Here is a 14,680-nt window from a genome sequence, read left to right on the forward strand (position 1 = left end):
TAGGAATGGGATTAAATGCATCACAGAAAATTATAGAAAATCATTTAGTTAAAGGTGAAATGATACCTGGAAAAGAAATAGCCATAAAGATAGATCAAACCCTCACGCAGGATTCTACAGGAACTATGGCTTATCTTCAATTTGAGGCGTTAGGAATAGATAGAGTTAAAACAAAACGATCTGTGGCCTATATTGATCATAATATACTACAGTCTGGACCAGAGAATGCAGATGATCACCTTTATATTCAAACTGTAGCAAAAAAACATGGTATATATTTTTCAAGACCAGGAAATGGAATATGCCACCAAGTTAATTTAGAGAGATTTGGAGCTCCAGGAGATACTCTTTTAGGTTCAGACAGCCATACTCCTACTGGCGGAGGCATAGGAATGCTTGCTATTGGTGCAGGGGGGCTGGATGTAGCTGTAGCTATGGGAGGAGGAGAATATTATGTAAATATGCCCTCTATTGTAAAGGTAAACTTAACTGGAAAATTGAGTCCTTGGGTTACAGCCAAGGATATAATTTTGGAGATGTTAAAAAGGCTCACAGTTAAAGGTGGAGTAGGAAAGATTTTTGAATATACTGGAGAAGGGGTTAAAACTCTTTCTGTACCAGAGAGGGCTACCATAACCAATATGGGTGCGGAACTGGGTGCTACAACTTCTATATTCCCTAGTGATGATGTAGTACGGAAATTTTTAAAAGCGCAGGGAAGGGAAGAAGATTTTTATTTAATACAGCCGGATGAAGATGCGGTATATGATGAAGAAATGGAGATAAATTTATCTCTGCTTGAGCCTATGGTAGCGTGTCCACATAGTCCTGACGATGTAGTACCTGTTTCTGAACTGAAAAATATAAAAGTGAATCAGGTGTGCATAGGAAGTTGTACTAATTCTTCTTATGTGGATATGATGAAAGTTGCAAACATATTAAAGGGAAACACTGTAAGTGAAAATGTATCTTTGGTAATATCTCCAGGATCTAAACAGGTTTTAACTATGTTAGCGGAGAACGGCGCTTTGGCTTCTATGGTAGCAGCTGGAGCCAGGATACTTGAAAGTGCCTGTGGGCCTTGTATAGGCATGGGACAATCACCATCTACTGATGCTGTTTCACTTAGAACTTTTAATAGAAATTTTGAAGGAAGATCTGGAACCAAATCTGCTAAAATATATTTGGTTAGTCCGGAAATTGCAGCAGCTTCCGCGTTAATAGGATATATCACAGATCCAAGGACTTTAGGAGAGCACTTTGATATAGAAATGCCTTCTAAATTCTTAGTAGAAGATAATATGATAGTTGATCCTTCAGAAGATGGAAGAGAAGTTGAAGTAGTAAGGGGACCTAACATAAAACCTTTTCCTAAGGCAAAAGCTTTAGGCGAAGTTATAGAAGGAAAGATTCTCACAAAAGTAGAAGATAATATAACTACAGATCATATAATGCCTTCTAATGCTAAGCTTTTACCTTATAGGTCTAATATACCTTACTTGGCTGAATATTGTCTAACTCCCTGTGATGAGGATTTTCCTAGAAAAGCAAAGGAAAATCAAGGAGGCTTTATAGTAGGAGGGAGTAATTATGGTCAGGGTTCAAGTAGGGAACATGCAGCTTTAGCACCACTTTATTTGGGGGTGAAAGCAGTATTTGCTAAATCTTTTGCAAGAATCCATAAGGCCAATCTTATAAATAATGGGATAATTACTTTGGTATTTAAAAATTTAGAGGACTATGACAAAATAAATGTTATGGATGAATTAGAAATTAAGGATGCATTAACACAAATTGATAATAATATTGTTATAGTAGCCAACAAAACTAAAGGTGAAGAATATAGGATGATATTTGATGCCACAGATAGGCAGAGAAATATGATAAGGTACGGAGGATTATTAAATTTAGTAAAGAGAATTAATAATTAAAATTTTAACAGCTTGAAATAAATTTGATGAAACATCAAGTCATTTTTATTTTAGGGAATGTATAGGTTTGGAAGTTAGTGAAATTTTAAAAAAAATAGTTAATTAGCAGTCCCTGGATTCTTCCGAAAGAATCCAGGGATTATTTAAATAAATTTAGGAGGTGATGTAACATATAATTACTATTTTTGTTACAAGAATTAGTAATTATTGTGTTGCTTATTTAGATTATAGTTTTTTAAATAAGCGGATATTAATTATTTAATTTGTAGGAGGAGTCTTAAATAATTAATCACAATGTATGATATTAAACTTGGGCAAGAGCTTGTTCCAAATCATCTATAAGGTCTTCAACACCTTCAACTCCAATGGAGAGTCTTACAAGATCCGGAGTAACTCCTGCTGATCTTTGCTGCTCTTCATTAAGTTCTGAGTGGGTAGTGCTTGATGGATGGATTACAAGAGATTTAGCATCTGCTACATTTGCAAGTAGTGAAAATAAATTAAGGCTATTTATAAATTTCTTTCCTGCTTCAAGGCCACCCTTTATTCCAAAGGTAAATATGGAACCTGCTCCTTTTGGAAAATATTTTTTAGATAACTCTTTATATGGACTACTTTCTAGTTCAGGATAATTTACCCAGGAAACTTTCGGATGATTATTTAAAAATTCTACTATTTTTCGTGTGTTTGATACATGCCTTTCAACTCTTAAAGATAGGGATTCTAGCCCTAATAGAAAATAGAAAGCATGTTGAGGACTAATTGTAGCACCTGTATTTCTCAAAAGTTGAACTCTTGCTTTTGTGGCAAAGGCTACAGCACCTAAGTCTGAATATACAAGTCCACCGTAACTTTCATCAGGTGTGGTGAAATCAGGAAATTTGCCGCTTGCTGCCCAATCAAATTTACCGCCATCAACTATAACTCCACCAACTGCAGCTCCATGTCCTCCAATAAATTTGGTTGCAGAATGAATAACTACATCTGCACCGTATTCTATTGGTCTTACAAGGTATGGTGTTCCAAATGTATTATCTAAAATAAGAGGTATTTCATTCTCATGAGCAATATTTGCCACAGCTTCTATATCTAAAATATTAATTCTCGGATTGCCTATTGTTTCCCCATAAACTGCTTTAGTTTTAGGGGTAATAGCCTTTCTAATATTTTCAGGATCATCTGGATCTACAAATATTACATTGATCCCAAGTTTCTTTAAAGTCACTTTAAATAATTCATAAGTTCCACCATATAGTGTGCTGACTGATACTATTTCATCCCCAGAATTGGCTACATTAAGTATGGAGTATAAAATTGCTGCCATTCCTGATGATGTAGCAAGGGCTGCAGAGCCCCCTTCAAGGGCTGCTATTCTCTGTTCAAATACATCCTCAGTAGGGTTCATTATTCTACCATACACATTTCCAGGTCTCTTCAATTGGAAAAAGTCTGCAGCTTCATCTGCATCCTTAAAAACAAAGGATGTAGTCTGATAGATTGGAACTGCCCTTGCACCAGTAGTTGGATCTGGTACTTGACCTGCATGTACCTGTAATGTTTCAAATGATAATTTTTTTTCACTCATTATATATTCCTCCTTGATATTTTTGTATCAGATATTCTTTATTTATTATTTTTGAAGTTTTTAACATCTTGCACGAAACTTCTTGTTTATAATCTAAAGAAAAGTAAAAATAAAAATCTTCTTGTAAGATAAGTTACAAGAAGATTTTCTTCATGCTTCTCATCTTCCAGGTTTCACACCTGCTGGAATTAGCACCGTTGAACAATAAAAGATCATTCAGGTTGCCGGGCATCATAGGGCCAGTCCCTCTGCCTCTCTGGATAAGAAGTTCCGTATTCGATTGAAAAAATAATAACAGATATATATAATACTTGTCAATAGAAAAATCAAAAAAAATAATTATTTTTTATTTTTTGAGAGTGAAACATTGTAAAAATGTTGACAAGCAATATTAAAATATTTATTATGAAAAAAGAATAAATACATAATTTAAAGTTATATGGATAAATAATTAATGTTTTATTGCATAAATATAAGATTATAGTTTAATCAGGTATAGAGTACTTGGGAAAAGAGGAGACATAATGAATTTTAAAAATTTAGTAGATAAATTCAACAATAGATTTATTTTTTTTGATGGAGCTATGGGAACAATGCTTCAAAAAGCGGGACTTAAATTAGGAGAATTACCAGAGGTACTTAATATTACAAATCCTGAAATAATAAGTGGGATACATAGAAAGTACTTAGATGCAGGAGCAGATATTATAACAACCAACACTTTTGGAGCTAATGAATTAAAATATGATTCTTCTGATTACACCATAGAAGATGTGATTTCAGCTGGAGTAAAACTTGCAAAACAGGAAGCAGGAAATAAATTAGTGGCTTTTGATATAGGGCCTATTGGAAAGATTATGGAACCTACAGGAAATTTAAGCTTTGAGAGTGCATATAAATTATTTAAGAATCAAATTGTTATAGGTGAAAAGTCTGGTGCGGATGTGGTCCTAATAGAAACTATGACTGACTTGTATGAGGCAAAAGCAGCTGTCCTTGCAGCAAAGGAAAATAGTAGTCTTCCTATATTTTGTACAATGACATTTCAGGAAGATGGAAGAACTCTTATGGGTACAGATGCTAAAACTATGGTATTTGTACTTGAAGCTTTAGGGGTTGATGTTCTTGGGGTTAACTGTTCTTTAGGACCTAAAGAGCTTCAAGGAATTGTGGAAGAAATTTTGAAGTATTCTTCTATACCGGTTATGGTGCAGCCTAACGCAGGACTTCCAAGGTATGATGGGGAAAATACAATTTATGATATATCCCCTGAAGATTTTGCAGAGAATGTGTTAACCATGGCTCAAAAAGGGGTTAGAGTTTTAGGAGGATGTTGTGGTACTACTCCAGAATTTATAAGAATGTGTAGAAAGGATTTAGAAGGGTTAACACCTTTGAATATAAAAGAAAAGCATTATACAGCAGTGTGTTCTGCTACAGATACGGTCATAATAGGTGAAAAAGTAAAAATTATTGGAGAAAGAATTAATCCTACAGGGAGAAGTATTTATAAAAAGGAGTTAAAAGAAGGAAGTATCAATTATATACAAAAAGAGGCTATCATGCAAAAGGAAGAAGGAGCGAATATACTTGGAGTAAATGTGGGACTTCCAGAGATTAATGAAGTTGAAATTATGAAAAAGGCAATTAGAGCAGTACAGAAAGTAGTTCAATTGCCCCTCAGTATAGATAGTCCTGATCCGGAAGTTCTAGAAGCCGGAATAAGAATGTATAATGGAAAACCTGTGATAAACTCTGTAAATGGAAGTAAAAAATCTATGGAAGAAGTATTTCCTATAGTAAAAAAATATGGAGGATGTGTTATAGCACTTACCATAGATGAAAGGGGAATACCTCATACCGCAGAAGAAAGAGTAAAAATTGCAGAAAAAATAATTGAAACTGCAAGTATTTATGGTATTAATAAAAAGGATATAATAATAGATTGTCTAACTTTAACTGTGTCTGCCCAACAAAAAGAAGTATTAGAGACAATAAAAGCTATAAAAATGGTAACAGAAAAGTTTAGAGTAAAAACTGTTTTGGGAGTAAGTAATATATCTTTTGGACTTCCAAACAGAAGTATACTAAATAGAACTTTTCTTGCTATGGCACTGCAGGCAGGATTGAATTTACCAATAATGAATCCCGCAGATGAGTCTATGAAAGAGGTTATAGCTGCTTTTGAAGTCCTTACCAACATAGATAGAGAAGGAAAAGAATATGTAATTAAATATGGAAATAAATCTAAAGATGAAAAGCTAAAAAGAGAAGGTAATAGTCCCCTTAAAAATGCAGATAATAATTTAAAAGATCTTAAACAATTGATTATTGATGGAATTGAAGATGAAGCTGAAGCTATGACAACGGAGCTTTTAAAGAATAAGAAAGCACTTGAAATAGTAAATTCTTATATAATTCCTGCATTAGATGAAGTGGGAAAACAGTATGAATTGCAGGATATATTTTTACCTCAACTTATACAGTCGGCGGAAACTGTAAAAAAATCTTTTGAAATAATAAAAGATAATATGTTGAGCAGCGGACAGAAAAATTTAGAAAAGGGCACTATAGTATTAGCTACAGTAAAAGGTGATATACATGATATAGGGAAAAATATAGTCAAAGTGCTGCTTGAAAATTATGGTTTTGAAGTTATAGACCTAGGAAGAGATGTAGATATAGATAATATAGTAAATGCTATAAGAGATAATAATATAAAATTAGTTGGATTAAGTGCACTTATGACCACTACTGTAGCTAGCATGAAAAAAACTATAGAAGCTATAAAAGAAAATAACCTTAACTGTAAGATCGTAGTAGGGGGAGCGGTGTTGAATCAGAATTATGCAGATATGATAGGAGCAGACTATTATGCTAAAGATGCCAGAGAAGCTGTTAAAATAGCAGAAGAGGTATTTTTAATTTAAAATTCATCTAAGGATATGGTTAAAATTATATTAAATTAAATCTTTTTATAGAATATTTTTTTAGATTAATATAAAATAGTTATGAAAGTAAAATCATATAAAAGCTGATTTGGAGAGATAAGAAATGAGTCAAAGAGCTAATCAAAAAAGTGTAAAATATGTACCTGAAATAAGAGGGACACTTAGAGATCATATGATAAATCTGCCTCTTGTAATTAGGGAAGCCAGTGGAATAAATATTTTTGGAAAGAGAATAAAATCTCTTGCATTCACTACAGATATAGCAGTTATAAAAAATATAAATGCAGATGCAATTTTAGCAGTTTATCCTTTTACTCCACAGATAGTTATAAGTGAAGCCTTAGTTGCAGTCTCTGATGTGCCAATATTTTGCGGCGTAGGAGGGGGACTTACTATGGGAAAGAGGGTTGTAAATCTGGCATTAAATGCTGAATTTACAGGAGCCATGGGAGTAGTGGTAAATAGTCCCACATCTAATGAGGTTATAAGGGCGGTTAGAGACTCTATTGACATTCCTATTGTAGTTACAGTAGTATCCGAGCGGGATGATATTGAGATGAGAATAAAATCAGGAGCTTCCATACTAAATGTATCTGCTGGTAAAAATAGTGCAGAGCTCGTGAAAAAGATAAGAGAAAATTATAAAGAGTTTCCTATAATAGCTACGGGCGGAAAAACCGAAGATAGTATTAGGGAAACAATACAGGCAGGTGCAAATGCTATTTCTTATACTCCACCTTCAACTGCAGAATTATTTAAGGAAAGTATGGAAAGGTATAGAGATGCTTATTAAAAGTTGCACTTATATTAAATAATATTATTTAATATAAGTGCAACTTTTATTTAAGTATAAAATATATTTAAAAAAATGAAGAAGGTATTGAATAATTATAATAATATATGTATAATTATTTATGTACTTAACCTAAGGAGTTAAAGTTTAATTATTTTTAGAGAAGGGGAGAAATAATGAAAAATTTTAAAAAGGCAATTATTTCATTAGTAATGATCATTTTTACAGTTGCCTTATTCACAGGCTGTGGCAACAGCAGCAGTAATGAGACACAAAATTCTCTTGAAAAGGTAAAAAAAGCAGGGGTTTTAAAAATAGGATTGGAAGATTCTTTTCCTCCAATGGAATTTAGGGATAGTAAAAATACTCTTCAGGGATTTGATGTGGACATGGCAAGTGCCATAGGAAAGAAACTTGGAGTAAAAACTGAATTTATAAGTACTGATTTTAGCGGTATAATTTTAGCACTAAACTCTGGTAAGTTTGATGCTATAATATCTGGAATGAGTATAACAGATGAAAGAAAGAAAAATATAGATTTTTCAGAAGCATATGTAATGGCAGGACAAATTGTGGTTGTTAAGGACGAAAATACAGAAGTAAAAAATGTGAGTGATTTGAAAGGTAAAACTGTAGGGGTGGAACTTGGAACAACAGGTGAAAAATCTGCATCGAAATTAAGCGGATTAAAAGAAGTCAAAAAATATGATAAGGCTACAGAAGCACTCCAGGATCTTGCAGCAGGTAGAATCGATGCTGTAATAATTGACGAACCTGTAGGAAGATACTATATGACAAATGCATCAAAAAATGGAAAATATAAAGTGTTAAGTGAAAAACTCACTAGTGAACCAATGGGCATAGGATTTAGAAAAGGTGATAAGGAACTAGAAGAAGCAGTACAAAAGGCAGTAAATGAGTTAAAAAAAGATGGAACAATGTCTAAAATCTCAACTAAATGGTTTGGGGAAGACATATATAAATAAATATATGCAAAAGGAAGTGTATGAAAGCAGTGGACGTGGGATTTATTAAAGACATATTACCTATCCTATTAAAGGGCAGTGTAATGACCATAGAACTTACAGTTATTACTTTGATACTTGGGACTATTCTTGGAATATTTTTAGCACTTTTAAAATTATCTAAAAATATGGTACTAAGAATTATATCAAGTATTTATACATGGGTATTTAGAGGTACTCCATTACTACTTCAATTATTTTTCTTTTACTATGGGTTACCTTTTGTGGGGATAGAACTTAAACCTTTTTCGGCGGCTGTATTGGGTCTTGCATTAAATTGTGGTGCCTATATGGCAGAGATAATAAGAGGTGGAATACAATCTATACACAAAGGGCAGTTTGAAGCAGCCAAAGCTTTAGGTTTCAGTTATGGAGAGACCATGAGAAGGATAATATTACCTCAAACCTGGAAAGTTATAATACCTCCAGTGGGAAATGAATTTATAGCTATATTGAAAGATACTTCATTAGTATCCACTATAGCAATGGTTGAACTTATGAGATCAGCTCAGCAGATATATGCAAGCAGTTTTGATCCCATATCTGTATTTTTTACAGCAGCGGTTTTATATCTTATAATGACAACTATGTTTACAACTGTATTTTCAGCATTTGAGAAAAAATTAGCTGTTTATAGTTAATAGTAAAATATAATTGGAGGTATAATTATATGGAAAATATAATTCTGAATAATTATGAAGATTCAGATAAATTAGAATATATGATAGAAGGAATAAATTTAACTAAAAGTTTTAATAATTTAACAGTTTTTAAGGATTTGAATATAAAGGTAAAAAAAGGAGAAGTTCTGGTAGTGATAGGGGCATCAGGATCAGGTAAAAGTACTCTTTTAAGATGCTTGAATCACCTAGAGGATTTAGACAGTGGAACCGTAATTATAGAAGGGGAAGAATTAAATCCAAAGGATAAAAAAATACTTAGAAAAATAACTACCAAGATGGGCATGGTATTTCAAAGCTTTAATCTGTTTCCTCACATGACTGCTATTGAAAATGTTATGGAAGCTCCTTTGATAGTTAAAAAGGAAAAGAAGGCAGTGGTACTTGAAAGAGCCAAAAAACTTTTGAATAAAGTTGGACTTGGAGATAAAATGGACTATTATCCATCTAAGCTTTCAGGAGGGCAACAGCAAAGAGTTGCTATAGCAAGGGCTCTTGCTATGAATCCAGATATAATGTTGTTTGACGAGCCCACATCAGCACTTGATCCGGAACTTGTGGGAGAAGTTTTGAATGTAATGAAAGATCTGGCCAGAGATGGAATGACCATGGTGGTTGTAAGTCATGAAATGGGTTTTGCTAAAGAAGTTGCAGATAGAGTTATATTCATGGATGGTGGGAAAATAGTTGAGCAGGGTACTCCTGAAGAAATATTTTCCAATCCTAAAGAGGCCAGAACAAAAGCTTTCTTGGATAAGGTTATAAAATAGTTTTTGAAATAACCTACTAGGGGGTTCATGAATTATAGTTTTTAGAGAAAATAATATTAATTAAAGAAAGAGTAGTTATTGAGTTTAACTAGCTATTGGTATAGTATATAAAAAATTTTGATATAATTTGGAGGTCTGATTTATGAAAGATAAAGTTGTATTGGCATATTCAGGAGGACTTGATACCTCAATTATTATTCCTTGGCTTAAGGAAAATTATGATTTGGATGTTATTGCTGCTTGTATAGATGTGGGACAAGATGATGACATGGAGGCAGTAAGAAATAAGGCAATAAAAACTGGGGCAGTTAAAGTATATATTGAAGATGTGAAGGAAGAGTTTGTAAGGGATTATTTATTTAGTGCGGTAAAAGCTCATATATTGTATGAAGATGCATATTTACTTGGAACTTCTCTTGCAAGACCCCTTATGGCAAAAAGATTGGTAGAAATAGCCCATGCAGAAGGAGCTAAATATATAGCTCATGGATGTACTGGGAAAGGTAATGATCAGGTGCGTTTTGAAGTAGGGGTAGCAAGTTTTGATCCTAAATTGGGTATAATAGCACCATGGAGAATATGGGATATAAAATCTAGAGAAGATGCCATAGATTATGCAAATTCTAAAGGGGTAGAAGTACCTGTAACTAAAGAAAAAATATATTCAAATGATAAAAATATATGGCATGTAAGCCATGAAGGAGGAGACTTAGAAGATCCTAAAAATGAACATAAAAGCAGCATGTATTTTATGACTACTCCTCCAGAAAAAGCAAAAGATGAGGTTTCTTATGTAGAACTGTATTTTGAGCAGGGCATTCCTAAAAAGCTGGATGGAAAAGAATTGCCTCCTGTAGAAATGATGCAAGCTCTTAATAAATTAGGTGGAGAAAATGGAATTGGAATAGTAGATATGGTAGAAAATAGATTAGTCGGTATGAAATCAAGAGGCGTCTATGAAACACCAGGGGGAACAATATTATATGCTGCCCATGCTGCTCTTGAAAGATTGACTATAGATAAGAATACAGCACATTATAAGCAAATGATATCTCAAAAATATGGAGAACTTGTATATGATGGGTTATGGTTCAGTCCTTTAAAAGAAGCACTAGATGCTTTTGTAGAAGTTACTCAAAAGAATGTAACAGGAAGTGTAAAGTTAAAGCTTTATAAGGGAAATGTTATGGTGGCTGGAGTGGATGCGCCATATGCACTATATGATGAGGACATTTCATCTTTTGGTGCAAGTGAATTATATGATCATAAAGATGCTGAAGGATTTATTAAAATATTTAGTCTTCCATATAAAATTAAAGCTATGATAGAAAAGGAGAAAGGAAATTAGGTTATGAAGCTTTGGGGCGGGAGATTTAAAAAATCTGAAAGTAAACTTATGGAGGATTTTAATAGTTCTCTAAGTTTTGATAGACAACTTTACAGGGAAGACATAGAAGGAAGTATGGTTCATGTTAAAATGCTTGCTAAATGTAATATCTTATCTAGTGAAGAAAGTAAAGCTATATTAAGTGGACTAGAATCTATATTAAAAGATATAGAGGAAGGTAAACTTGAGGTAGAAGGAGATTATGAGGATATACATAGCTTTGTGGAAATTAATTTAATAGAAAGAATAGGACAGGTAGCAAAAAAATTACATACTGCCAGAAGTAGAAACGACCAAGTAGCATTGGACTTTAGATTATATGCTAAGAGAAAAGCCCTAGAGGTAGTTGAAAATATAGAGTATCTTCAGGATATAATAGAAAATCTTGGGGATAAAAATAATGTAATAATGCCGGGATATACTCACCTTCAGAGGGCACAGGTAGTAACTTTTAAACATCATATAATGGCATATTACCATATGTTTAAAAGAGACAGGGAGAGAATATTAAATGCCATTTGTATCATGGATGAGAGTCCTCTAGGATGCTGTGCATTAGCAGGAACTACTTATGACATAGATAGAAATTTTACTGCTCGAGAATTGGGATTTAAAAAACCTGTAGATAATTTTTTAGATGGTGTAAGTGACAGGGATTATGTTATAGAGTTGATATCAGATTTTTCTATAATAATGATGCATTTAAGTCGTTTAAGTGAAGAACTTATATTATGGAGCAGTAAAGAATTTAATTTTATACAAATAGATGATGAATTTTCCACAGGAAGCAGCATAATGCCTCAAAAGAAGAATCCTGATGCTGCAGAACTTATAAGAGGCAAAACTGGGAGAGTATACGGGTCACTCGTGTCACTGCTAACTACTATGAAAGGTATTCCTCTTGCCTATAATAAAGATATGCAGGAAGATAAAGAACAGCTTTTTAACTCCTTAGATACTGTATTAAGCTGTTTGAAGATTATGAGTGGTATGCTCTCCACATTAAAAGTCAATGAAAAAAACACCTTTAATGCAGTTAAAAGGGGATTTTTAAATGCCACAGAAGCAGCAGATTATTTAGTTAATAAAGGTATGGCATTTAGGGATGCACATAAGGTGATCGGTGAAATTGTGCTGTATTGTGAAGATAAGAATAGAGCCATAGAAGATCTTTCTTTAGATGAGCTAAAAAAATTCAGTTCTCTTTTTGAAGAGGATGTATATGATTTTATAGATTATAAGAATACAATAAATAGAGGAATAAAAAGAAATTTAAAATAATAGCACTCTAAAAAAGTGGAAAACTTGTTTGAAAAGTTTTCCACTTTTTTAGAGTAAATAATTTCTTTAACAACTATTTAACTTCACCTGCATCCCTTGTATCTCTGGAAGTTCTTTCTTTTCCGAAAAATGAAAGAGCATATAATCCTCCAAGACCTACAAGAGCATATAGTACTCTAGTGAAAGTAGACATTGTTCCAAATAGTGCTGCTATAAGATCAAATCTAAAAAATCCAATTAGTCCCCAATTTAGAGCACCTATTACAACTAATACTAGTGCAATAATATCTAGTGTTTTCATATTTACATCTCCTTTTTATTTTATATAAAATATTGTGCCCGTATTTATTATTTCCATATTCTTAAAATTTATAAGTTAAAATAAAAAGAAGATAAAAAACTAGTGCTCGCTGTCTAAGATATCTATATTTAAACTTCTATCTACAGGCTGGAAAAGAGATATGATGGTATCTGTTCTCTGTACTCCATCTACAGATTGTATTTTATTCATAAGTAAATTTTGCAGGTCAGTTATATTTTTACAAATAACTTTTATAAATATTGAATATTCTCCAGTAGTATAATGAATCTCTACAATTTCTTTTATGTTTTCCAATTGTTCTAGGGTCTCTTTAAAAGATTTAGCTTTGTCAAGATATATGCCGATAAAACCAGATACATCATATCCTATTTTAGAGTTGTCAATTATAAGTTTGGTACCTTTAATTATATGCATATCCTGCATTTTTTTCATTCTAACATGTATGGTTCCACCGCTTACATGACATTTTCTAGCTATTTCTAGAAAAGGAGTTCTTGAGTCCTTTAAAAGAATGTCAAGAATTTGAAGGTCCAAATCATCTAACCCGTTAATTTTTAAGCTCAATTTATATTTCCTCCTTTTTAAAATCTATTAAAATCAATTTAATTTTTTAATAAAATTTACATTAATATAATTTGCTATAGTTTAAATGTATAACAATCCTATAATAACATTATATCAGAAACTTTATCAAATTAATAATTTTAAACGTTATCATTGGCAAATAATTTCTAATTGTTCAATGGCAACTAGCTGTATTTGATAAATAAGTAAATTATTATAATATTAATTAGTAATATTGTAATTTATACAAAAAAGTATTATTATATTGTTAAAGAAATTAAAAGCAAAAAATAAATGGTTTATCCGAATATTGAAGGGAGCTTTTATATATGAAAACGTATGTATTAAAAGATGAGAATGAAAGAGAATTAAAACTTTTAGATGAAGCAATTGAAAAAATCAAAAGGGAAAAATTACCTAATATACTTAAAATACAACAAGCAATATTAAGGTCAGTAGATGATTATATGTATAAAAATGAAGTAGTAAGGCTTTTACCTAATATGATATCTCCTATAACAGATCCTCTCTGCCATAGTGTAGAAGATTGTGATTTTACTTATGGAGGCCAAAAGTTCAATGTTACAAAATCCATGATATTTCATAAGCAACTGGCTTTATCAAGTCCGTATTTACAGAAGATATATATTGTATCTCCAAATGTAAGGCTTGAACTTCCAGAAAGAGGAGACGTAAGGCATTTATTTGAATTTACCCAAGTGGATTTTGAGTTTAAAGATGCAACTATGGATACCATATTTGGATTCATGGAAGGATTAATAGAGCAAGCATTTTCCTATATAAAAGAAGAGTGCAAAGAAGAATTTAAAAAATTGGGAATAGGAACTTCTCATTTAGATGTATCAGGTCCTTTTGAAAGGCATACTACTCAAGAGTTAAAGGCTAAGTATGGAGAAGACTTTGAAGCTCTTGCTTCAAAAGAAGCAGCTAGACCTTTTTGGCTGATAAATCACAAGAGAGAGTTTTATGATGCTGAAGACCTAGAAAATAAGGGAACATATAAAAATTATGATTTAATATGGCCTATGGGTTATGTAGAGGGATTGAGCGGAGGAGAAAGAGAATATAAATATGATAGGATTATAACAAGAATGAGAGAAGCAGGTATGGATGAACAGTCTATGAAAGATTATATTGAGCTGGCTAAAAGAGGAGAAATTCCTAAAACAGCTGGGGCCGGATTTGGAGTTGAAAGAATGACTAGATTTGTTTGCCAGCAGGATGATATTGATGAAGTCACTGTATTTAGTAGAAAGCCAGGAAAAGGTAAATATATATTTTAAACAAAAGCTGTCTTCAAATAAAGATTTGAGACAGCCTTTTTAATGTATAAAAGACTGCTGTTATTTATTTTTTTACGTTTAAAGTAT

Annotated in this window: 12 protein-coding genes and 1 riboswitch; of the genes, 9 read left to right on the forward strand and 3 right to left on the reverse strand. The window is 32.4% G+C overall.

The window, feature by feature from the left end; genetic code table 11:
• Positions 1–5: 5 nt before the first annotated feature.
• Positions 6–1,931, forward strand: a complete 1,926-nt coding sequence (locus tag BS101_RS06215; protein ID WP_073538029.1) for an aconitate hydratase — start codon at positions 6–8, stop codon at positions 1,929–1,931.
• Positions 1,932–2,235: 304 nt separating this feature from the next.
• On the opposite strand, the gene BS101_RS06220 is transcribed toward BS101_RS06215, so the two are convergent.
• Positions 2,236–3,516: an O-acetylhomoserine aminocarboxypropyltransferase/cysteine synthase family protein gene (locus BS101_RS06220; protein ID WP_073538030.1), complete on the reverse strand. Its 1,281-nt coding sequence runs from the start codon at positions 3,514–3,516 to the stop codon at positions 2,236–2,238.
• Positions 3,517–3,672: 156 nt separating this feature from the next.
• A riboswitch (SAM riboswitch) is annotated at positions 3,673–3,783 on the reverse strand.
• Positions 3,784–4,040: 257 nt separating this feature from the next.
• On the opposite strand from BS101_RS06220, the gene BS101_RS06225 reads away from it, so the two are divergent.
• From BS101_RS06225 to argH, 7 genes are all read left to right on the forward strand, one after another.
• On the forward strand, positions 4,041–6,446 hold the full coding sequence (locus BS101_RS06225; protein ID WP_073538031.1) for a homocysteine S-methyltransferase family protein: 2,406 nt from the start codon (positions 4,041–4,043) through the stop codon (positions 6,444–6,446).
• Positions 6,447–6,570: 124 nt separating this feature from the next.
• A complete protein-coding gene (locus tag BS101_RS06230; protein ID WP_073538032.1) occupies positions 6,571–7,260 on the forward strand; it encodes a hydrolase in 690 nt (229 codons plus the stop codon).
• A 176-nt stretch (positions 7,261–7,436) separates the two neighbouring features.
• Positions 7,437–8,246, forward strand: coding sequence for an ABC transporter substrate-binding protein (locus BS101_RS06235; RefSeq protein ID WP_073538033.1), 810 nt, complete (start codon positions 7,437–7,439; stop codon positions 8,244–8,246).
• 29 nt (positions 8,247–8,275) lie between these two features.
• On the forward strand, positions 8,276–8,926 hold the full coding sequence (ehuC, locus tag BS101_RS06240) for an ectoine/hydroxyectoine ABC transporter permease subunit EhuC (protein WP_012101351.1): 651 nt from the start codon (positions 8,276–8,278) through the stop codon (positions 8,924–8,926).
• A 29-nt stretch (positions 8,927–8,955) separates the two neighbouring features.
• Complete coding sequence (locus tag BS101_RS06245; protein WP_073538034.1) at positions 8,956–9,735, forward strand: amino acid ABC transporter ATP-binding protein; 780 nt, start codon at positions 8,956–8,958, stop codon at positions 9,733–9,735.
• 142 nt (positions 9,736–9,877) lie between these two features.
• The gene (locus BS101_RS06250) at positions 9,878–11,083 is read left to right on the forward strand and encodes an argininosuccinate synthase (protein WP_073538035.1); all 1,206 of its coding nucleotides are present in this window, start codon (positions 9,878–9,880) and stop codon (positions 11,081–11,083) included.
• A gap of 3 nt (positions 11,084–11,086) precedes the next feature.
• Positions 11,087–12,403 (forward strand): argininosuccinate lyase, encoded by a 1,317-nt coding sequence (gene argH, locus BS101_RS06255; RefSeq protein WP_073538036.1) that lies wholly within the window; start codon positions 11,087–11,089, stop codon positions 12,401–12,403.
• A gap of 73 nt (positions 12,404–12,476) precedes the next feature.
• On the opposite strand, the gene BS101_RS06260 is transcribed toward argH, so the two are convergent.
• Positions 12,477–12,704: a DUF378 domain-containing protein gene (locus tag BS101_RS06260; protein ID WP_073538037.1), complete on the reverse strand. Its 228-nt coding sequence runs from the start codon at positions 12,702–12,704 to the stop codon at positions 12,477–12,479.
• Positions 12,705–12,803: 99 nt separating this feature from the next.
• Complete coding sequence (locus tag BS101_RS06265; RefSeq protein WP_073538038.1) at positions 12,804–13,289, reverse strand: Lrp/AsnC ligand binding domain-containing protein; 486 nt, start codon at positions 13,287–13,289, stop codon at positions 12,804–12,806.
• A gap of 329 nt (positions 13,290–13,618) precedes the next feature.
• On the opposite strand from BS101_RS06265, the gene BS101_RS06270 reads away from it, so the two are divergent.
• Entirely contained in the window at positions 13,619–14,593 is a 975-nt protein-coding gene (locus BS101_RS06270) for an asparagine synthetase A (protein ID WP_073538039.1), read from the forward strand.
• Positions 14,594–14,680: the final 87 nt, after the last annotated feature.

The organism is Clostridium kluyveri (genome assembly GCF_001902295.1).
GTDB lineage: Bacteria > Bacillota > Clostridia > Clostridiales > Clostridiaceae > Clostridium_B > Clostridium_B kluyveri_B.

Excerpts from the sequence above, each read along its gene's own strand:
- BS101_RS06260 (WP_073538037.1), bottom strand. The coding sequence starts at position 12,704 with ATGAAAACACTAGATATTATTGCACTAGTATTAGTTGTAATAGGTGCT.
- BS101_RS06250 (WP_073538035.1), top strand. The coding sequence starts at position 9,878 with ATGAAAGATAAAGTTGTATTGGCATATTCAGGAGGACTTGATACCTCA.
- BS101_RS06230 (WP_073538032.1), top strand. The coding sequence starts at position 6,571 with ATGAGTCAAAGAGCTAATCAAAAAAGTGTAAAATATGTACCTGAAATA.
- BS101_RS06215 (WP_073538029.1), top strand. The coding sequence starts at position 6 with ATGGGATTAAATGCATCACAGAAAATTATAGAAAATCATTTAGTTAAA.
- BS101_RS06270 (WP_073538039.1), top strand. The coding sequence starts at position 13,619 with ATGAAAACGTATGTATTAAAAGATGAGAATGAAAGAGAATTAAAACTT.
- BS101_RS06225 (WP_073538031.1), top strand. The coding sequence starts at position 4,041 with ATGAATTTTAAAAATTTAGTAGATAAATTCAACAATAGATTTATTTTT.
- argH (WP_073538036.1), top strand. The coding sequence starts at position 11,087 with ATGAAGCTTTGGGGCGGGAGATTTAAAAAATCTGAAAGTAAACTTATG.
- BS101_RS06220 (WP_073538030.1), bottom strand. The coding sequence starts at position 3,516 with ATGAGTGAAAAAAAATTATCATTTGAAACATTACAGGTACATGCAGGT.
- BS101_RS06245 (WP_073538034.1), top strand. The coding sequence starts at position 8,956 with ATGGAAAATATAATTCTGAATAATTATGAAGATTCAGATAAATTAGAA.
- BS101_RS06235 (WP_073538033.1), top strand. The coding sequence starts at position 7,437 with ATGAAAAATTTTAAAAAGGCAATTATTTCATTAGTAATGATCATTTTT.